The following is a 21,801-nucleotide window of genomic DNA, read 5'->3' on the forward strand; positions in this document are numbered from 1 at the left end:
TTCAAAAATTATTTCTAGTTGCCGCCTCCGCCTTTTTTCTTTTTCAGTAAGCCTTTCAATACACCTTCGGCTTTCTTCTTTGCTTCTTCAAGCTTTTGGTCAGTAGTATCCTTTTTAACCCCTAATTTACCAGCAAGCTTAAGTGCAGCACTATCAGTTTGGGACTTCAATAATGAATCAGCTTTAGACTTAAGTTCTGTTTTCTTCACATCCAAGACTAGGTTTGCTGAGTCTTTCGCTTGATCAACTTTTGCCTGAACTTCTTGCTTCACCTCTTCTTTCTTTTCCTCTACTTTAGCTTTTACTGAAGCCGTTACTGCACTTTTGACGTCAGTACCGTCACCACTGCCCACACTTCTAAGTCCGAATTCAGGTTTGGCGTATGTTCCACTCATACCAATATTTAGTCTCACTGTGCTACTAGAAACTGCTGAGCTACCCGTAACTTGAGAAACTAAACTATTTAGTTGAGCTCCAATTTGTCCTGCTTGAACATCCATTCCTAAGGTATAATCGATTGAACCATCTATTCCAGTACTTCCCGCGATGGTGGTTTTATAATCACCAAGCTTCACATCAAAAGGCTTCACGAAAAGGCGGCCATCCTTAATTTCAGCCGACATTTTTACTTTATCTAAAGTTGAAGTAGAAATTTTTTGAAGTTTAGTTAACGAAGTTAGACCTGTCACTATTTTGGAATCTTGATCTAAACTGGCTTGTAATAACTGCAATACTCCACTACCAGATAAGGTGCTATAATCAGGCATCATGTCTGCACCCAACGCTCCAGCCATTGCAAAATCTGTTGACAAAAGGCCTTGCATCTTCTCGGCAATTGGTGCTAATTTTTGAATCATCTCAATACTCTGAAATGATTGAGGAATTGAAATCTCTTTTACTTTAAACCCAAAGGCAAAAAGTGGTTTTTCTGGTTTACTGTCGTAAGAACCTTGTAAACCAACAGTGCCATTGAGGGTTTTCATGTTGGCATTTTCCAAGGCTACTTTACCATCCTTTACAACTAAACCACTTTTTACCTCTTTAAGCTCAAGCTTATTGTACATTACCTTATTTACAGAAGCATTCATGTTGAACTCCACATTCTCAGGAATTCTAACGACCTGCATAGGCTCTCCTGTTTCATCGTCAACCTCTTCTTCAGATTCGGTCATCCATTCGTTTACGTTCAGCACGTCAGCCGTAGCATTTAAATTCCCCTTCAGCTTTCCATCATTTAAAGCAAAGCCTAGGTAGTTTTCAATTTTACCAGTAGCACTAAAGTTCGTTTCGCCAGCCGAGCCACTTAATTCATTTAGGTTAATACTGCTTTTATCAAAAGAAGTGTTTGCAGAAGAGATTTTAAAAGTTTTTCCCATGGCTTCATCAGCATACACAAGGTTGGTCACTTTCAACACTCCTTTAGTATCTAAGTTTTGGTATCGCTCATTTTCTATATCGCTCATTCGGCCTTTTGAGCTCAAGTCAGCCATAATAATTCCAGAAGCCTGAACGCCTTCCATCGGGTAAATCTTAAAAATTTTATCAAGGTCAATGGTTCCTTTTGCTGTAGCATCCCATTCAAAATTATCTGGGTTTTGAAGCATCAACTTTGCCTGAAAAGGCTGTCCATCCATCATAAAATCCATGTTGGAAACATTGATTTTGGTATCCTTTATTTTACCCGTTGGGTTTAGCACTTCAGCCACTACATTGATTTGTTCCAATGGAATTGGGAATTCAGTAGACTGTATTTTACCATCTTTGAGGTTCATGGTAATGTCTAATATAGGAATCATGGACTGTAGACTATCGTACTTGCCATTTGCTTTTGCATTTAAGGTCATTATTCCGTCTAGAACAAGCCCTTCAATAGGCAACATGCTATTTAAATCTTTCAGGTTCAACGTACCCTTGATATCGGCATCAATAGGGTAGTCCTTTAGGTTTGCCACTTTTAATCGTGCATCAAAAGGATTCTTCCCAAAGTCGATGTGCATTTTCTTCAGGTCAATAACTGTGTTCTCAATTACTCCATTCGAATTGTCCACATTCAAGGCAACTTGAATATTATTGATTGCCTCTGGTAAACCAGGGTATTGAACAGATGCATCGTCAATATTAAGGTTAAGGCTAAATGCAGGCATTTCTGTATCTGAATATTTACCCTTCACCATTCCGCTAAATGAAACATTACCCGTTGCTTTCACATCATCGAAGCTCTCTGTATAGGCTCCGGGAATAAGTGAAAATATTTTTTTGAATTCTGATGAAGGAGAGCTAAACGAAAGATCCATACCATAGGAATCATCGAACATCGTAAACGAGCCATTGGCGGCTAAAGGAAATTCGTTAATCAGAAATTCGTTTTCTTTAAATGTAAACTTCATGTTAGGCAGGTCCATGCTCATCACCAAGTCCATTGTTACTGATTTATTGGTTACATATTCTGTCCCATCATAAGCAAATGTTGCTGCATCAACCTTTCCTTCAGAAACCAAATCGAAAATATCCTCGGCAAAATCACCCTTTCCAAAAATATTTATTCCGTTGAGTTGCGTAAATACTTGTGAAGATTGATCGAAGTAAATAAAATCACCATTTGAGACGGAAAAACTTTTTATTCCAAAGCTTAAAGAGCCTTCTGATTCAGTTGTATCTACCTCATCAGCACCTTCCACAACCTTCATTATATCATAATTGGCTGTCCCATCTTCTAGAACAATGATGGTAATATCAGGAGACTCTAGGCTCACTCCCTTAATAGTAATTGCATCACCAAAAAGTACTTCTTTCAAATTGATTTGAGCTTCAAGGTTCTTTACGTTGGCCAACGTATCTCCTTCAAAAACACCCTTCCCAATTATGCCAAAGTCGCCAAGGCTCACCGTAAAGTCCGGGAAATTTTTAATGAGCGAAAGCCCAAATTTATCAATGTCGAAGTATAAGGTAGCTTCAGTATTCTTGTCAAACTCGGAAACAATTTTATCCCTGATTTTATCTTTGAAAAAGATGGGGATAAGCAACAGCAGTAAAAAGACAAATAGAAATACTCCGAGAACAATTTTAAAAAAGCGCTTCATAAAACTTTAGTTTTTAATAATACAAAAGTATAGAATAAACTAGGAAGAAGCCTTGATGTTATAAAAATTGAAATTAAATAATCTTGAAGGTTTAAGATTTGAGCTTCCTAATCTTCCTAGGGCCATACCACAACCAAATACCTGATATGGAAAGAATTAAGAGGCCAAGACCCAAAACGTTCATAGAAATAAGTTTGAACAGTTCTGAAATTATACTCCCATCATGAATCTGCTCTATCCAGTCGGAATTTCGCTTGGCTACGGAATAAACCTCTAGTGTTTGGGCATCTACTTGAACTTCCCAACTTCCAGTATCGAAGATCACTTTGGCGATTCCTTTGGTTGGTCGATATTCAATTCGATCAAAATTAGAAGCATTCAGACCCAAACTGTCCACTGCTAGAAGCGAAACATCTGCCAAGCGTTGAACAGAATGCCAATCCGACATATTCAAATTTTCACCTTCCCGAGTTGGAGGTTGTAGGATATCAATATTCTTTTTCCAACCCAAGATTAGACCCGTCACCGAACTTATAATCAGAAAAGTCACGATGAACAAACCAAGGGTCTTGTGAATTTGACGATATGATCTTATGCTTTTTACAAGCTTAACAGGAGCCTTGGCCATAAATCAATGAGTTTGCTGAAAGCGCGAATAAGTGGAATTTAAGTGGAACGCACAACCGTAATTATATGAACAAAGCTTTAATTAAGGTGAAAAAATGACTGACCAAAACTACATGAACATAAATTGTATGTTACGTAATTTGTTATTATGTTACCTCAATGTTAACTTAATGTTAACAGATGTGTTATAAAATAGTAACTTTGTACATAGGCAATGAATAAAAGCAGAGACATATGGTTAATCATAATAGTGGGGTTTCTCCATTTTAACCTATATGCTCAAAGCCCTACACAAAATAATTCACTTCAAGAAACGTTTAGCAAAGCTGATATATTTCTGGCCGATGTCGAGGAAGAGCAGCGAATAGAAGCACATCAGAACCTTGCTCAACTCATTGATAATCTTGAGTCTATGAGAAAAAAAGAAAACGATGATGACGCCTTCTTGCGTAAGATCTTTCTTAAAACCAATAGAAAAAATCTTCGCAGATACAGCCTGTACTCTGATTTTTCTGAAACCTTACTTAACGGCAATTACGGCTGTCTGTCAGGCACAATCCTATACTCCCTTCTTCTCTCACATTTCGGTTTTGACTTTACAGCAATGGAGCTTTCCGATCATGTTTATTTATTGGTAGAGAAGGATAACTCAAAATTCATTTTTGAATCAACCTTGGGGTCTAGAGGTTTTATAGCAAACAAAAAAGAGATAGAAAAAGCGCTGAACGGCTATAGCGATCGGTTGGTTGTGAACCAGTCAATGACGGCCGTAGCTTCATTAAAGAGTAGAGAGCAAACATCCTTTATCAACAATCGAATTGGCTTGAAAGAGTTAGCTGGACTGCAGTATTATAATAAGGCCTTTGAAAGTTTTAAGAACTCTGAACTGATTATTGCGTTGGAATACACTGAAGAGGCTCACGATTTGTACCCTTCAGTGAGAATAAAACAGCTTATGCAATTAATAGTAAACCAAATTCTTTATAGCGAAGGATTAACCCAAGAGGTAAAACAAGATGCCTTGAACAATTACATTTCCCACGTTCGTGGGAATAAGATTAGTCAAACCAAATAGTTTTCTCTTTACATACCTATAATGGTGAACTCAACTCTTCGGTTGAGGGCTCTACCCATGTCGGTTCTATTGGTGGCCAATGGAACACTTTCTCCATACCAAACAAACTTAAGTCGATCTTCTTTAATTCCTAAGCCTGCAAGTGCTTTCCGAACGGCCTCCACCCTTCTTCTAGATAAGTCAATGTTATACTCGGGGCTGCCATAATTATCGGTATGGCCAGCCAACTCTACAATGGCGGTAGGGTAGTCGTTCATAAATTTAGCAAGGTTCCTAATTTCTGTCCAAGACCTGGGTTTGAGCAAATCCTTATCAAAATCAAAAAATACGTTTCTAATAATAAAGGAAGCTCCAGGAGCGGCTTTCACCACTTGTGCATTTATGTTTATGATTGGTCTCTGAATATCACTTACCAAAGCATTAGACTGGGTTGGTGCTTCATCCAATTCTCTTCGCTGGGCATTTAATAGCTCAAAAGTGTCTCTCTTAATTTGAGGTAAAGCAAGATCAATGGCCACTGCCTTCATAATATTTGCAGGAATGCTAATAGGTTCACCGGTAGCCAAGTCTGCACTATCAAGGTCCAATTTATCTAGTGTCACTGCGAACACATTGACTTCAGAGATATCCAATAAGTCAACCGTAGCTCCAACTGGAATAAAACCAGGTATTTCGGCTCTGTAAGTGTAAATTTCATCCGCTGGTAGTTCCGTGCAATAATTTCCAGCGGCATCGGTTCTTACTCGGCCAACTTCCACTCCATCTCTTAACCTAGAGAACACTACTTCTGCATCCAAAGGGTCTCCTGTTTCGGGATCCTTAATTGCTCCGCACAAGGTCACTAGTCTCAATTGACGTGTTACCAAAGGGAGCGTCATAGAAAAAATATCAAGGTCGTTGCCATCTACTTCTCTACAGAAATAGGCAAGCGATCCATTTTGCGGAATGAAAAGGAACATATCGTCCTCTTCTGTATTAATAACTGGCCCCAAGTTTTCCGGCTCAGTCCAACTTGTCCATGAGTTATCTAAGCGTCTGGTGACATAAATATCCTTCTTGCCGTATCCACTATGCCCTTCAGAGGTGAAAAACATTGTCTTTTTATCTGGCATTAAAAATTGCCCTTCTTCTTCACCAGCAGAGTTAATTACAGGCCCCATATGTAAAGGCTCCGTCCATAGACCATCCCTCTGCAAAAAACTTACATATAGATCTCTGCCTCCTTCTGTTTTCTTCCCTTCTTCAGAAATAAGAAGTATTTCGCTATCTGGAGTAAGCCAAAAGTTTACATTTCTGTGAACATTAACATCGTTGAAAATCTTAAGATTTTCGGGCTTAGTCCATTCCTTTTTGGATATCCTCTCACTTTTCGAAATACCATACTTCATTCCGCCAGGCAAATATTTATTGCCCAGGATAATCAGCTCCTCACTTTCTTGTAGAAATGAGCTTATAAAATTCGGATCAGGATTATTAAGTACATCACCAATGTTATTGGCCAACCCCCAGTCTAAAGTCGTTGAATCAAAGTCAGAATACCATATGTCTTCCATGTCATCTTCTCCCCCCACATTTCCAGGATGTCCTCTTCTACTGAAATACATTGTTTTATTGTCTTTAGTCAATAAGGGTTTTATTTCCCTATATGGACTATTTACCAAATCATTCAATCTTTTGACCTCCAGCTTAGTGTTGATATCAGGCAATAGGTTAACCTTTGCCTCAATCGGTTCTTGTGAATTAGAAACACCAATACAGTCAATGGCCGAAAAGCCATCCACCGCTCTTCCGTCAATTACTATTTTGATTGCTTTTACATTGTAAGGGGTCTTGTCCAAAAAAATTCTGAACATCCTATGAGGCTCATCAATTGGCCCTGGGGATTGTTTAAATACTGAATGCTCCTTGTTATCATCATCATAAAGAATCACTTCCCTAATGGCTCCTGGATTGAATGTCTCACCTATTGCAATTTGTTCGATAGGCATTTCCAAACTGAATTGTACCTTAACAAATTCAACGGTATTGGGATTGAAGGGTGCCCAAGCACTAGGGCTCTCTCCTCCTGCAGGTAATGCATCGGGCTTACCTAGCAACTGCTTGGCAGAACCCTGAAGCTGAGAAATTTCAGAAGAATAGTCAATTACACGCGAAGCCCACTGAACTGTGGTTTGGGAATAGGCCGCAGGAAAGCAGAACACCCAAAGAAGCGCACAAAGGACAATTCTCATAGAAGTGAAAACACGTATGTTATAGAGTTTCAATAATAGCCAATTATAACAAGTAAATAAATATTTAGGTATAGCAAATACCCTTTTTCCTATTCAATTGATCTTTGGTTGAAGATCATATACCCGAATGAGAGCGACAACCCTAAACTGGAAGTAGGGTTCTCTAAATAATTCACACGAAAAGTGAGCGGTCCTAAAACCGAATTATAAATCAACCCTGCCATTCCTAAAAAGCGTACATCCTCAAACCCCCTTTTATCTTGGGCTCTCTGTCCCGCCATTTGCTGAGGTCGATTATAAGCACTGAAACCATAAATTTCACCTCTTAAAAACAAACTATTGGCCAAACGCACAGAATGAACCATTCCAGCACCAACATAGCTATATGCCCTATAATTGGGCAAAAAATAGGTTTCTGAATCGAACATTGGGTTAAACTGAGTAGCATAAATCAAACTCGACTGGTAGTTTATAAAATTCGGTTGATTGCTATATACCGACTCAAATTTCCACCCAAACCTATAGTTCTCAGAAATTTTCTTGTACTCTTCAAAGTACAATTCCAGTGAAAGCCAATTTTTAGACTCCGTATAGGTGGTTATTTCATTGGGCCTGTATAAAACTGAAGTACTGCCTGGTGTATATGAAAGCTGACCCAACAAAGCGTTGGCCGAGGTATAGAACCTAACTCCTGAAGTGGCGAATTGCTTCGCGTTTAAGCTGTTCCTCTCGTAACTCAGCTTACCCTTGAAAGCCTCAAATCTTGTGTAATCTAAACTCTCCTCCACTGATATATTTGAGAGATTGCTAAAGTTATCTGAGTTTCTTATATAAGCCGCTTCAGTAGTAAATACGCTACGTTGGCCAGAGCCTAAGCCGACAGTCGCCCCAAACTTTCTATCAATTCGATTTAGAATAGTTGGACTTGCCTTTTCATTAAAAAAATCATCAGTATTAAGGTAATCCCATTGATTAAGTAAAAAAGAAGGCTCTACAAACAACCTTGTCCGTGGGTTAAGATTGAAACGGGTGCCCAGATAAACGGATTCATAAAATTTTCCAGTAGAAATTTTTAGTTTATACGAATTCAGATAACGGTTGAATGAATTTAGCGTTAACCCGAAGTGAAGGGTGCTTACACTTCTGGTAGAAAGGTTACCTCCAAAATCAACCGAAAGCCCATTTCTGGCTGTAGGCTTCAAATAGAATTCCAATACATAATAGCCATTATCAGAATCAAAGTCGAAATTCAGGTATATATTTCTAAAGTAGGCTTCGGAAACTAACTTGAAATAAGCTTGTCTAATTTCCAACAAGCTTAACGGCCCATCCTTGAACGAAACGAGGGAATTGATCAATAACTCCTGTTTGGGCATAAAACCAAAAAGCTTAATTGCTCCAAATTTGTAATCTATAAATTGATCTCGGAATTCAGCTCGATCCAATTCCACTTCGTCCTTTGCAACCCTCCTAGAAATCTTCTGCTTAATACTCTCCATTTGACTCATCGTGACATCATACCCCGCTTTAATAAGCTCAGGTACTCTATCGAAAGACAGGGCCGTGAAAGGCTTCATGTCGGGCTCTAGATAGATATCAGTACTGTCCAACTGGCTAGGGTCCGTTTTATTCAGGAAGAGAAAAAGGAGGGCATCGGTCAAGATCTCTTCATCAGCATCAAAGGGGTAAGACTCTGCCTTTTTAGTCGCCACATTCGAACCAATAGTTACTTCAGGCTTAAAGTCTTCCTTCATAATATCCACAGGAAAATTATCGTAAACACCGCCATCGAATATATACTGATTCTGAAACTTGATTGGTCGGTAAAAAAACGGTACAGCCATAGAAGAACGTGTGGCCTGCATCAATGAGCCCGTGTCTAATCTTACTACCTCTTCAGAAAAAATATCAGCAGCCACCGCTTTAAAAGGAACAAAAAGTTTGTTGAAGTTATAATTAGCGGCCTGTGCTGCCTGACCTAAATACTCATTCAAAAGAAAATTGATAATGATATCATTGGCCAGTGGTGTACTAATGGATGCTTGAAAATCCTTGTCGAAAAGTAAGTCTACCGTGATCCATGAAGCATCGTCTTGTGACTTCGTATAATTGTATTGATAGCGTTCTGAAGATTTTCCATTAATCCAATCTTCAAAGTTCGGGTTGGTTACAATTGTCTCAATTTCTTCTGGGCTAAAGCCCGCTGCGTATAAAGAACCAACCACAGCCCCCATTGAAGTCCCCACCACATAATCTATGGGAATATTGTTTTCTTCAAGCGCTTTCATCACGCCAATATGAGCAATGCCTTTTGCTGCTCCTCCACTTAACACCAAGCCTACTTTTTGTGCATGGATGATAAAGGAACTACACAGCAATAATGTAATGATCAGAGACTTGTTCACTGTTTTAATTGGCATAAAAAAAGCAGGGATTAGCCTGCTTAAAAATATAGATTCAATTTCGCTTATCTACTACTAGCAGTTATAACATCTTTAACCCACTCCATGGGTATATCGTTTAGTTTTTTATCCATTAATTCTTTCATGGCTTCAAACTTTACTATATGCTCAGGTGAAAGTGGTTTTTCAGCTGGCAAATCTTCTCTCAAGAAATCAACTTGCTCACCCCTTTTCCAAAACCTGAAGCAAAGGTGATTTCCTGTGGCCAAGCCCGTACTTCCAACATAGCCTATGATATCTCCTTTTTTGACTTTTTGACCATTCTTGTAATTTCCAAACTTCGACATGTGTAGATAGCCTGTGGTATAGGTTCCGTTATGTCTAATTTTCACATAATTCCCGTTTCCTCCAGTAAAGCCTCGTGCAATAATTACCCCGTCAGCTGCTGCTTTAATTGGAGTTCCTTTGTCGGCAGCAAAGTCGGTTCCCAAATGAGCTCTTCTTGTATTCAATACTGGGTGAAGACGACTTTTACTATAGCGTGAAGAAATTCTAGAAAATTCAACTGGATACCTCAAAAAGGCTCGTTGAAGGCTCTCTCCCAAGTCATCATAATAATCGAGACCATCTCCTTGATCGTAGACATAGGCCATATAGCTATTTCGAATATGATTGAACTCTGCGCCCAATACTTTTCCAACACCTATTGACTCACCATTGACTTGTCTTTCTTCATAAATTATTTTAAACCAATCTCCTACTTGCAAAGAACGCATGTCTATCTGCCAACCGAAAACATCGGCCACAGCACTTACCAAAGCGGCTGAACCCCCTTTCTCTCGAATGGAATGATCAAGTGACACGGTAATTCTTCCAGACATGGTTGTTTCAATTATTTCAACCTCTCTTTCTTCCTTGTAGATGGAAATAGAATCCTTCAATTGATAAACCACATACTCTAAAGGGCTAGGCTCATAAACAAAATAAGCGGCTCGCTTCAGAGAGTCTTCTGTGTAAAAAAGGGTGTAGTCACGATTTGGAATAAAATTACGTACACTGAAAACGTCTTTGGACAGACGGTCAATGCTGAAAATATCTTGATTGCTGATGTTAAAGGGGAGAAGAATGTCTGCAATTGTCTGATTGCGCTTAATCTTTCCTTCAAGTACCTGATACTGATCTACGGGGATTCCAAACTTATAAAGTGGCTCGGCAATAATGGCCGCTTCATTCATTGGTATTTCCTCCTCAATATAGGGAGTACTTTCTCTGCTAAAATAGAAGTATAGAACTACCACAACAACTAAACCTACTACACTGGCAAGTCCTAAGTTTCTTTTCATTATTCGTTAGTTTTTACCTTTCAACGGCAAAGTACTAAAAATGTGTCCCTTTTGTAAACCTTTTTTTTCGGCTATATTTTTGAGCTCCTTAACCTGAGGCTGTTGAGCACAACAGAAACAGACGAAAATGCCATGGCCGCTCCTGCAATCATAGGATTTAGGAGAAAGCCATTGACCGGGAAAAGTACTCCAGCTGCCAATGGAATGGCCACTACATTGTAGGCAAAAGCCCAAAACAAATTCTGCTTCATGGTTTTTGTGGTTTTTTCAGAAAGCAGAATAAGTTGATACAGTTTAGAAATATCTCCATTGAGTAAAGTGACGGACGCACTTTCTAAGGCTACATCTGCTCCAGTGCTCATAGCAATTCCTAAGTCGGCTTCGGCCATTGAGGGCGCATCGTTAATGCCATCTCCAGCAAAAGCTACGATATGACCGTCTGCTTTGGCCTGTTTTACAATCGCGTGTTTGTCATCCGGCATAAGACTGGCCTGGAACTTCTTGATTCCTGTTTCTCGGGCCACATTAGCGCAAATCTGTTCGTTGTCGCCAGAAAGCATTTCGATCTCTATTCCACGCTTTTGCAATTGTGCCACTAAGGCTGCAGATGATTTACGGACGGTATCTTTCAGTGCAATTACCGCCAACACCTTTTCGTCCCGAATAAAGAACACTTGGGTTCGGCCTTCCTTGTCGTGGCTCTTAATCAAATCATCAACCTCGTCTGATAGAGTGAGTTCTTTCAACCCGCTCTTTCCTACAATTTTATAATCATGCTGGTCTAGCGTGGTGGCTAAACCTACACCTGCAATGGTTTTCAGCTCTTTGATTTGCACAGGGAAAAGAGAATAATTCTCGTCTAGGTAATCCGTAACCGCTCCTGCAATTGGGTGATTAGAGGCAGCCTCCATTCCACTGAGCACGCTTAAGAGCTCAAGGTTATTGTCTTCCTTAAAGAAGGTTTTGAAATCAGTAACCGAGAGTTTTCCTTCTGATATTGTTCCTGTTTTATCTACAAACAGCTTGGTCACTTTCGATGCATTTTCTAAAGCAACGGCATCTTTAACCAGAATTCCGTTTTTAGCCCCCTTACCAATTCCAACCATAATGGCCATGGGTGTTGCCAAACCCAATGCACAAGGACATGCGATAATTAATACAGAAAAGGTATTTACAAAAGCATAGGTAAGGGCTGGGTCGGGCCCGACAAAATACCAGATCACAAAAGTAAGTGCGGCTAAACCAAGCACGATGGGTACAAAAATACCAGCAATTTTATCAGCCAACTGTTGGGCTGGTGCTTTGGAGCCTTGGGCTTCTGTAATCATCTGAATGATTTTACCTAAAACGGTATCCTCGCCCAATTTCTCGGTTTTAACCTGCAGGCTGCCATCAATATTGATAGTTCCTGCTTTTACTTCATCGCCTTCCGATTTTTCTACGAATAGAGATTCACCCGAAATCATGGCTTCGTCTAAACTTGCTCGCCCAAAAATAATTTTTCCATCCACTGGAATTTTCTCTCCAGCCTTTACTAATAGAATATCGTTTAGCTGAACTTTCTCAAATAGAATTTCATTTTGCTCACCGTCTTCAATCCTAATTACTTTTTTAACCTGAAGCTCATAAAGCTTTTCGATGGCTTTTGAAGTGGAAAACTTGGCCTTTTCTTCCAAATATTTTCCAAGAAGGATAAAGGCGATAATCACTGCGGCTGACTCATAGTATACATGCACCTGCAAGCCTTGATTCATGATCACTTCTGGGAAAATGGTATTGAACATGCTGAATAGAAAAGCTGAGCCTGTTCCAAAAGCAATGAGCGTATCCATATTCACTGCTCCTCGCTTGATCTGTGAAAATGCGCTCGTAAAAAATCTCCAGCCAGAGATAAACACTACGGGAAATGAGAAGCCGAGTAATACCCAGTTCTTATAAGGAAAATCGCCCACAAACATGGAGAGCACCATGACCACAACACCAAGGGAGATGGCTAGCGCCAATGATCGTTGCGTTTTTATTAAACCTTCTTCGCGCGAAGCATCTACAGAGGCCTTGTCCTTTTTGGCTTGGAGCGTATAGCCCGCTCCCTTTACGTATTTCTGAAGCAGCTTAAAATCCACCTCAGAATCATTGTATACTAAGGTCACCGTATTGGTGGCATAGTTTACAGAAGCTTCTTGTACGCCTTTGCTGTTCTTAAGGGTTTTTTCAACGGTGGAAGCACAGCCCGCACAGTGCATTCCTTCAACTGGGTATGTATCTTTAATCATGGCTTCTTTCATTGCGTTCAGTCAACACTACCAACGCTCGAAAAGCGCCACAGGTATGGATTAGCGTTTGGCAAATTCTGCCAGCCCTTTGTCTAAAAATTCCACAAAGTTGGACACTTCGGCATCATAAGATTTTGGACGAACTAATGCTTCTTCATTATTATCTAAAAGCACATAGTAAGGTTGTGCGTTGCCATTAAAACGGGTAATCTGAAAATCGAAGTTCTGTTTCCCGATAGTCTTTTTCACTTTGTTGTCGAACTCAGAAGTGTACCATTCTGACTCAGGCAATTCTGTTTTGTCATCTACGTACAAAGCTACCACCACATAGTCTTCTTTCATTCTTCTGAGCACTTCTGGGTCCGACCAAACATACTCTTCCATCTTACGACAGTTCACACAGCCATGTCCTGTAAAGTCAATAAAGAGCGGTTTTTTCACTCTTTTGGCATAAGCCAAAGCTTGTTCGTAATCGAAAAAGCCCTTGATGCCGTGGGGCAAGTGTAGAATGTCTGAATATTTTACTTTACTCGGAAAACCTGTTTCAGTAGTGGTGCCAGAAATCTGAGCACTTTCAATTTCTTCTCTGATCATTTCTCTTACAGAAAAATCATGTGTGCTCAGAGGAGGTAAATAGCCAGACAGTCCTTTGAGTGGTGCGCCAAACATGCCTGGCAATAAATACACAGCAAACACAAAACTAATGATGGCCATCACCAAACGAGGTACCGAAGTTTTTTGAACTTCATCATCGTGTGGTAAGCGCAGTTTCCCTAACAAATAGAAGCCTAATAGCACTGCAATTACCAACCAAATGGCAATGTAAATTTCACGGTCGAGCAAGCCCCAATGATAAGCCTGATCGGCTACACTTAGGAATTTAAAACCCAAGGCCAATTCGATAAACCCTAAAACCACCTTCACGGAGTTTAACCAGCCGCCTGATTTTGGAAGGCTCTTCAGCATTCCTGGGAAGATTGCGAACAGCGTAAAAGGAATAGCAAAGGCAATAGAAAAACCAAGCATTCCCACAACGGGTTTAATCACTTGCCCTTGAAAAGACTCGATTAAAATTGTTCCTACAATCGGCCCAGTGCATGAAAATGACACGAGCACCAAAGTAAAAGCCATAAAGAAGGTGCCGAACATTCCACCTTTATTGGCCTTTTTATCCATTTTATTGACAAGTCCACTAGGCAATACGATTTCAAAAAGACCAAAAAAGGAAAGTGCGAAAACCACAAATACCGCAAAGAATATAATGTTTGGAATAGCGCCTGTGGCCAATTCATTGGCAATGCCTACCCCAAATAAACTTGTGAAAAGCAAGCCTATTAGGATATAGATAACAATAATCGAGACCCCGTAAATACTGGCTTTGGTAATGGCCTGCGCCCTCGACTGACTGCTATTCGTAAAGAAAGCGACTGTCATCGGGATCATTGGAAAAACGCATGGCGTTAATAATGCTGCCAAACCAAAAAGAAATGCGGTTATAAAAAAGCCCCATAAGGAGCCATCGTCTTCGGGTTTTAGTAAATCGTCATAACCACCTTGGTTTGTTTTGTTGATGGTGCTAGTCGTTACACTTGCTGCTGTGGTAATCTTTTGTGCACCATCTTCTAAGGAAGAAAAGGCTACATCAAAATCTTCAGTATCTCGAATGCAAAGGCCCTCTACATCAGAGCAAGTTTGAAACTCTAACTCTCCCCTTAATTGAAAGTCGTGCTTTAAGATTTTTATTCTTTGCTTAAACTCCCCTTTTCCAGTAAAGTAGGTAACTTCCTCATTAAAAAAGTTATCGAATTTCTTCTTTGGGTTGGTTGGAATCAAATCTCCAATTACTTCAAAACCACCCATTTCTTCAAAAGAAACAGTAGCAGGAAGTGCAGATGCATCAGGAGCTAAATCACTGGAATAAATGTACCAATAGTCATCTACTTCTACATTGAAAACAAGATCAATTTCAGTGCCTACTTCGGTAGTTCCTTCCTTGCTGAGTCTCCAAGAAGTAACCTTTCTTACGCCTGGCCCTTGACTTAATAAGCTTTGAGGGACTACTTCTGCTGGCGTTTCATCTGGCTCCTTGTCACCTCCAACTACTTTAATAAAATCAATTACGAAGTCTTGTTCACCTGGAACACACTGCCCAGTAATGTCTGTGCAAGTTTGAAAATCAAGTACCCCCGAAATATTGAGATTGCTCTTGAGTATTCTTATCTTCTGTCTGAATTCTCCTCTGCTGCCAAAATACTCTACCGTATCACCCCAAATAGGATCGTATTTATGCTTTGGGTTAACCCCGTAAAGTTTACCGATGACTTCAAAAGAAGGATCTGCATTCAGCTCTGCAGTGGCGGGTATGGCCATCACATCTTCCTTCTGATTTGAAGAGTAGATATACCAGTCCTTAACGACATTGACATTGAAGATCAACTCAATTTCGTCCCCTACTTTTACCTCATTTTGTGAAGCATCAAAAGTCCAATTGGTAGTTTGACGAAACTGAGCAAAAGAACTCAGGGCAAAACCAATAAGAATGAATGACAATAGATACTTTCTCATAAAACCAGCATTTGGAAAATAAATGAGCCTAAAAATTAGGGCTCATTGTAAATGTAATTTAGTCATTCAACTCTGCGAAGTTTTTGAAAAACAATGGAATGGTTTCAATCCCTTTAAAATAATTGAAAACACCATAATGTTCGTTTGGTGAATGAATAGCGTCTGAATCTAGACCGAAACCCATCAGTACAGTTTTCAAACCAAGCGTTTGTTCAAAAAGTGCCACAATAGGAATACTTCCTCCACTTCTAAATGGCACAGGTGTCTTTCCGAAAGTAGTTTCCATGGCCCTAGACGCAGCAATATATGCTGGAGAATCTGTTGGCGTAACCGCAGGTTGACCTCCATGATGTGGGGTCACTTTTACTTTTACAGAAGGAGGTGCAATTGAAGCAAAATGATCTTCGAACAGCTTGGTAATTTTATCTGGGTCTTGATTCGGCACCAAACGCATTGATATTTTAGCATAGGCTTTAGAGGCAATTACGGTTTTGGCTCCTTCACCAATATATCCGCCCCAAATTCCGTTGACGTCTAGTGTAGGCCTAATTGAAGAACGTTCAATTGTAGTATAGCCTGCTTCGCCTTCAGTAGCATTAAGCCCGATTGATTTTTTATAGTCTTCTTCATTAAAAGGCGCTTTGGCCATTGCCGCTCTTTCTTCTGCAGTAAGCTCAATTACATCGGCATAGAAGCCTGGTATGTTTATTTTTTTGTTTTCGTCTTTCAACGAGGCAATCATCTCGGCCAACACATTGATTGGATTGGGAACAGCCCCACCGTATAAACCTGAATGTAAATCTCTGTTTGGCCCAGTAACTTCTACCTGAACATAACTCAAACCTCTTAGACCAACCGTAACTGAAGGCACATCGTTGGCAATGATTCCAGTATCGGAAACCAAGACAATGTCAGCGGCCAATTTCTCTTTATTCTCTTCAAGGAAAATTCCTAAATGGTCAGACCCAACCTCTTCTTCCCCTTCGATTAAGAATTTAATGTTACAGGCAAGATTATCGGTCTTCATCATGGTTTCAAAAGCCTTAATGTGCATATACACTTGGCCTTTGTCGTCACAAGCACCACGGGCGAAAATTGCCCCTTCTGGGTGAATTTCTGTCGTTTTAATTACAGGCTCAAAAGGAGGTGAATCCCATAGTTCGTAGGGGTCGGCTGGTTGTACATCGTAATGACCATAAACCAAAACGGTAGGCAATTTGGCATCAACAATTTTTTCTCCGTACACAATTGGGTGGCCTCCTGTTGGGCATATTTCAACTGTATCAGCACCCGCTTCTAGTAGTTTTCCGTGTATAAATTCGGCTGCCTTTAAGACATCTCCCTTGAACTTACTGTCGGCACTTACCGAAGGAATTCTAAGTAAATCAAGGAGTTCGTTTAAAAAGCGATCCTTATTATTTTCAATGTAATCGTTGATGTTTGCCATAGGTCTTAAATTATGACTCGAAGATAATTGTTTTGAAACGAAACGCCCATCAGAAAGGGCTTCTTTTAGGCAGGCTAAAATCCATCGCCCTCTACCACTTCTTTCTTTTTAAGTGATTGATCCGATTCGCTCGCCATCAGCAGTTTGTACGGTTCATCTATGCCGTAGAATAGTTTACGGTAATTCCGTGACCAAGCGATCACTTCTTCTAAAGAGTATGAGAAGACATTGAATTCGCCCACTTTAGATTTCGCTTTTCCCTTCCCGTCTAAGGGGTTTCCAATGGAGGCATTGAAGGCGGCATTAGAAGAAAAAGCACCTAAGCTAAACCCATCATAAGTGAAGTAATACCAAGTGCCATCCGTCATCTGAATCAAAACATTTACGATGTCACCCTCTGGGGTTTTCTTAATTTCGACAAAGCCATCCAGCTCCATGTTGATGTCAATATTATTGATGTTGCTAACGCTAATTTTCCCTTCGCTATAAAAAGTTTTTAACTGTTTTGACCACCTTAAGTCTACGTTTGAAATGACCAAATTTTTCATCAACTCCCCATTAGCTGAAGCATTCACCAAAGGAATCGGCACCGTCTGATATGATTTGTCCCATTTTTTTACGGCTTCATCACCAATAAACTCGGCTGCTTTATAAATTAGGTCTGAGCGGTCGTCATGGGCTCTTTTTATTCCTAATTTTTCAGCCATATCCTTCAAGTTTTGAGCCATTAACGGAACACTTGCCACTGGCAAACCAAAATCCATAACCAACATGGCGTTGATTTTAAAGTCAGCAGAATCTAAATTTCCAGTGCCTTTGCCTGCCCCTTGGACTGTCAACCCTTTACTCAGTGGGCTCACAAAATTCAGCTTTCCTTCAAAAGAAACGTCTTGGCTATCTTCGTTATATGAAAACATATTACCCTTGTAAAAATTAGCCGGATCTTCTTGTTTATTGGGGTTTACGATGTTGTAAGAGCCTGTATTTTGATCATAGAACAGATTTCCGCCTTTTGGAATAAAAAAGTCTTCATCATCCAAGCCTCGTTTTTCCGTTATAAAAGAAAGATAAATAGCTCCTCTATTAAAGTGAAGTCCAGCCGTGAGCGGCTCACCAAGCTCTGTTCGGGCTTCATCAAAGTTGAAAACCACCTCCGAAATATCATCATTCGATTCGTATTCAATCCATACGTTTTTCTCTTTCAGTTTCTCAAGATTAAGCTTTACAGCTCCTTTTAACTCTAGTGCCTTTCTAAAGGCATACATAAAGACTGTTCCTTTATAGGTGAATCCTGGTGAAACAATTACACCACTGTCACCACTAATCTTCCCGCTTGATTTAGTATAAAGCCCATGTTCTTGATCCTCCTCCAAGCCGAATTGATCAAATTTAATAGCAAAGGTATCCTGCAAAATCACCAGTTGATAAGTACCCTGGCCTCTAAAGCGATTTCGGGAAATAATTTCAATGTTGGCATCGTACAAACGGTGGTTCGCCTGTGCTGTATCAAACACGACAACCGCATTTTCTAATGCACCAATTTCAGAATCTCCTAAAATCAATACCTCATTATTTTCTGGTGTGATCAGCGCATCGGCTACAATAATGTATGGGATACCTTCAACTTTTAAGGTCTCTTTTTCAATGTCATAACTGGCACTTGTACCCATAAACACTAAGGAATCCATACTCTTTTTTGTAGAATAGAAAAAGGATTTTTCAAGGGCCACAGTATCTGGCTTTGTCATGGTAATCATATTGTTGGCAATATCCCATTCGGCTGTAGGAATGGAGGTTTTGTATTGCGCAAAAGGAAAGGTTAATGCCGCATTACCCTGTATCTCGGGTTGAATTATAGCCTTATTGTTGGCCAGATCGTAATTCACTCTTACATCGGCAGAACTCAATATTGGTTTTTTCGGATTTCCAGAACCCAACTCAAAGTCAGAGTTTCTAGATTCAAAAGAGGTTTCTTGCAGCGTATAATTCTCCGAATTGGTTTTAGAACCCCGCATCTTCATTTCCCCTTTACCATAAAGGCCGTTTGTAGACAAAGTGAGCATACCGCTAAATGCACCTAAGCTGTCATACATTTTAAATGGAGCTTCCAGGTTTCGTAAATTCATACTGTCCTTTTTAGGTAGCCAGTTTAGTTCATACCTAGATAGCTCTACGGAGGGGTATGAAACCCCATTGAGTGTTCCTGGATCAATTTTTCCTTCAATCCCTTTTTTCGAATACATGGAATCTAGATAAAAAGTAACCGATTCGGTATTGAAACCACCTGTTAAAAAGTCGATTTTACCTGGAGAGTTTAAGCCCGATTGATCCATGCTTATTTCACCATACAATTTTCCAGAAGTGCCATAGAGGCTATAACCCGAATCAGGAATTGAATGAATAAAACCAAAAGATCTATCAGGCATCGCCCTAAGGCTTTCTTTGAACTCTGGAAAAATTCCATTTGAATAGAATGTCCCCTCAAAGGCATAATCAGAGGGGTCTGCTCTAGATGCACTGTCGAGTTTGAAAGGGGGTATGTCAAAATATACGGTACTATCATAGGCACCTCCCAGCACCCCATTTTTGTCAAACATTACACTAGTACTTTCATTAGAAGTAAAAATGGGGTATTCTGGTTTCGAAATTCTTGCCGATTTATTATTGGGGTCGTTAATATTTAAAACCCCTGAAGTGTTTACCAACTGATTATTCAAAGCCTCCTTCTTTCCTTCTTCCAGTTCTACTTGGAGTTTAATTGAATCAATTTGGGGCAATTCAACCAAAAAATTATTGTAGTCAAATTTGAATCTTTGACCATTGAACTGAAAGTTTCCTGCCTCCAGCGCGCCATCAAATTCTATCGTTCTGTTATTGGAAATTTTAACCACTCCGTTGGTTGGTGTAATCATAACATCAAGCGAATCGCTTACGTAAAATTTCTCAACTCCTCGAACCGTTAAAGTATCGTTCACCAAGTTAATAGTAGCGTTGGGAGAAGAGCCTATGACGGAAGGGATGACGAGATCGTCAAAATCAGATTCATCTCGCCCTGAATCGTAGTAGTGAAGCCCTTTGGCAGTAATAATTACTTTTCCGGTATATTCATTATAAAGCACCAAGCCTTTAGACATCAAGTCGTTCATACTCTTTTTCAGAATTCCGAGGCTTATTTTTCGGTCTTCGGAAAGTGATGAAATGTAAAACTCATTCTTTGGCTCATATTGCTGAGCCTGCCTCACCGAAAGGATCAAGGGATTAAAATTGTACAGTTGAGAAAGGCTGTAGAATCTTGAAGAGCTAAAGAAATTCTTTGACTCAACAATCAGAGGGACTTCGCTTCGTGCTGAGCCAATGGTTAGATCCAACGAATCAGACTTCAAGTCCCAAATCAAGCGATCGCCCGTGAGGTCAACGCCATAAAAAGAAGAGCTAAAAGGTGTAGTTCCATAATCACCTTTATTAGGTTCGAGGTCCAAACGATATTTTCCGTAGTTATAGACCATTCCTACAGCAGGGTTATATATAGAGTCTGTACCATGGAAAATGGTTACTTTCGCTACTGCAGAACTGACCATAGAGTCCTTTTTGTTAAAAACAAAGTTGGACGCTTCCGCTCTAAACTTCAATTCTCCATTCACAAAGCCCTCTATCCTAGAAAGTTCATTAAAAGCCGATTTACTATAAAAGTCTCTTCCCTGATAACTTACGCCACCTCGGTAGGTCAGGTCATTGGTTCCTAAGTCATTGATGGGTGCATCGGCAAAATCCGATATAAATTTGGGGTATGAATCTACTGTGCTTCGTTGTGGAGTCAGGGTAATCTCTACTGCTCCTACTATGGGCTCATCTAATTTTCCCTGATAGTGAAAATAGGCTTCATCGAACTTAATATCCGTCTGAGTAACAGAAAAAAAGTAATTGCGCAGTTTGGCATAAGTGGTTTCGGCAGGCAAGCCCACATTGGTCCAGTCAACCGCACCACCTTGCCCCTCAAACTCAAGTGTTTCAAAAGAGAAATTTCCTTGTGTATTTCTGAGATAGATTGTGTCTAGACGATTTACAAAAACGAGATCCAGTTTTTTGAACTCGATTACTGGTCCCATTCGGGTGGGCATGGCGGGCAAAGTTTCTTCTAGTTTAGTCTCATTGTTGATAACTTCTTCCTCGCCAGAGGTTAAACCTTGCTGCTTCATCAATAAAAGCTCAATGGCGTCAGGCCCTTTTTGGGCCTCGGCTACAAAAGGCTCTTCTTCCGAAAGATCTGCAGAACCGTTGAACTTTAAATCGAAATCTGCATTTTCGACATAAATACCATAACTACGGTCTTTAAAAACTGCCATGTCGCCCAAGAAGAACGCGGCATATTGATGAAATTGATCAATGATTTTCTTGTCGTAGTTTTCAGAAACGCTTAAGCAAGCTTTCACCAAATCGTCAAACTGTAACTGATTAAAACTGCGCTTTTCTTTGGCCAGAATTAGTGTGTTAAAAACTCCTTTAAAATCGAAACGGGGCCTAAAGCCCTTTTTTTCCATATTCAAAAGCGTTTGCCCTAATTGATTTTTTTGAGCTTTGGTGAAATCATTTGCCTGCCATGCCTCTATAAAAGGCGCATAGTCGGTTCCAAAACTGGTAGGGTTAGGAGTGGTGAGAATTCTGGCAATATCTGGGGTATAAACAATAGAGTCCGTTGGTGTCGCTTCTTGCGCAAAAGAGCTCGGCAGAAGCCACAACAAAACCAATAAACTATATAAA

10 protein-coding genes are annotated in these 21,801 nt (G+C 40.0%); 1 reads left to right on the forward strand and 9 read right to left on the reverse strand.

Annotated features, from left to right (window positions below; translation table 11 throughout):
• Positions 1-14 precede the first annotated feature (14 nt).
• Together AWN68_RS01635 and AWN68_RS01640 are read right to left on the reverse strand one after the other, a co-directional pair.
• The gene (locus AWN68_RS01635; RefSeq protein ID WP_068410514.1) at positions 15-3,080 is read right to left on the reverse strand and encodes an AsmA family protein; all 3,066 of its coding nucleotides are present in this window, start codon (positions 3,078-3,080) and stop codon (positions 15-17) included.
• A 91-nt stretch (positions 3,081-3,171) separates the two neighbouring features.
• Positions 3,172-3,708 (reverse strand): PepSY domain-containing protein, encoded by a 537-nt coding sequence (locus AWN68_RS01640; RefSeq protein ID WP_068410517.1) that lies wholly within the window; start codon positions 3,706-3,708, stop codon positions 3,172-3,174.
• Positions 3,709-3,921: 213 nt separating this feature from the next.
• On the opposite strand from AWN68_RS01640, the gene AWN68_RS01645 reads away from it, so the two are divergent.
• Positions 3,922-4,782, forward strand: a complete 861-nt coding sequence (locus AWN68_RS01645) for a hypothetical protein (RefSeq protein WP_068410519.1) — start codon at positions 3,922-3,924, stop codon at positions 4,780-4,782.
• 8 nt (positions 4,783-4,790) lie between these two features.
• Here the strand turns inward: AWN68_RS01645 and AWN68_RS01650 are convergent, their stop codons facing one another.
• The 7 genes from AWN68_RS01650 to AWN68_RS01680 form a co-directional block, all read right to left on the reverse strand.
• On the reverse strand, positions 4,791-7,046 hold the full coding sequence (locus AWN68_RS01650) for an OmpA family protein (protein WP_157716027.1): 2,256 nt from the start codon (positions 7,044-7,046) through the stop codon (positions 4,791-4,793).
• A gap of 56 nt (positions 7,047-7,102) precedes the next feature.
• Positions 7,103-9,433 (reverse strand): patatin-like phospholipase family protein, encoded by a 2,331-nt coding sequence (locus AWN68_RS01655; RefSeq protein WP_068410525.1) that lies wholly within the window; start codon positions 9,431-9,433, stop codon positions 7,103-7,105.
• Positions 9,434-9,480: 47 nt separating this feature from the next.
• Positions 9,481-10,758: a M23 family metallopeptidase gene (locus AWN68_RS01660; RefSeq protein WP_084362719.1), complete on the reverse strand. Its 1,278-nt coding sequence runs from the start codon at positions 10,756-10,758 to the stop codon at positions 9,481-9,483.
• 71 nt (positions 10,759-10,829) lie between these two features.
• Positions 10,830-13,031: a heavy metal translocating P-type ATPase gene (locus tag AWN68_RS01665; RefSeq protein ID WP_172796019.1), complete on the reverse strand. Its 2,202-nt coding sequence runs from the start codon at positions 13,029-13,031 to the stop codon at positions 10,830-10,832.
• Between the two features lie 60 nt (positions 13,032-13,091).
• Positions 13,092-15,596, reverse strand: a complete 2,505-nt coding sequence (locus AWN68_RS01670) for a protein-disulfide reductase DsbD family protein (RefSeq protein WP_084362720.1) — start codon at positions 15,594-15,596, stop codon at positions 13,092-13,094.
• A gap of 58 nt (positions 15,597-15,654) precedes the next feature.
• Positions 15,655-17,043 carry a dipeptidase gene (locus AWN68_RS01675; protein WP_068410533.1) on the reverse strand — a complete coding sequence of 463 codons (1,389 nt, stop codon included), beginning with the start codon at positions 17,041-17,043 and terminating at the stop codon, positions 15,655-15,657.
• A 74-nt stretch (positions 17,044-17,117) separates the two neighbouring features.
• Positions 17,118-21,782, reverse strand: a complete 4,665-nt coding sequence (locus AWN68_RS01680) for a hypothetical protein (protein WP_157716029.1) — start codon at positions 21,780-21,782, stop codon at positions 17,118-17,120.
• Positions 21,783-21,801 lie beyond the last annotated feature (19 nt).

The organism is Roseivirga echinicomitans, assembly GCF_001592935.1.
Lineage (GTDB): Bacteria > Bacteroidota > Bacteroidia > Cytophagales > Cyclobacteriaceae > Roseivirga > Roseivirga echinicomitans.

Bases quoted from the DNA above. Each gene is read 5' to 3' on its own strand.
- AWN68_RS01645 (WP_068410519.1), top strand. From the start codon at position 3,922: ATGAATAAAAGCAGAGACATATGGTTAATCATAATAGTGGGGTTTCTC.
- AWN68_RS01665 (WP_172796019.1), bottom strand. From the start codon at position 13,031: ATGATTAAAGATACATACCCAGTTGAAGGAATGCACTGTGCGGGCTGT.
- AWN68_RS01675 (WP_068410533.1), bottom strand. From the start codon at position 17,043: ATGGCAAACATCAACGATTACATTGAAAATAATAAGGATCGCTTTTTA.
- AWN68_RS01635 (WP_068410514.1), bottom strand. From the start codon at position 3,080: ATGAAGCGCTTTTTTAAAATTGTTCTCGGAGTATTTCTATTTGTCTTT.
- AWN68_RS01655 (WP_068410525.1), bottom strand. From the start codon at position 9,433: ATGCCAATTAAAACAGTGAACAAGTCTCTGATCATTACATTATTGCTG.
- AWN68_RS01660 (WP_084362719.1), bottom strand. From the start codon at position 10,758: ATGAAAAGAAACTTAGGACTTGCCAGTGTAGTAGGTTTAGTTGTTGTG.
- AWN68_RS01640 (WP_068410517.1), bottom strand. From the start codon at position 3,708: ATGGCCAAGGCTCCTGTTAAGCTTGTAAAAAGCATAAGATCATATCGT.
- AWN68_RS01670 (WP_084362720.1), bottom strand. From the start codon at position 15,596: ATGAGAAAGTATCTATTGTCATTCATTCTTATTGGTTTTGCCCTGAGT.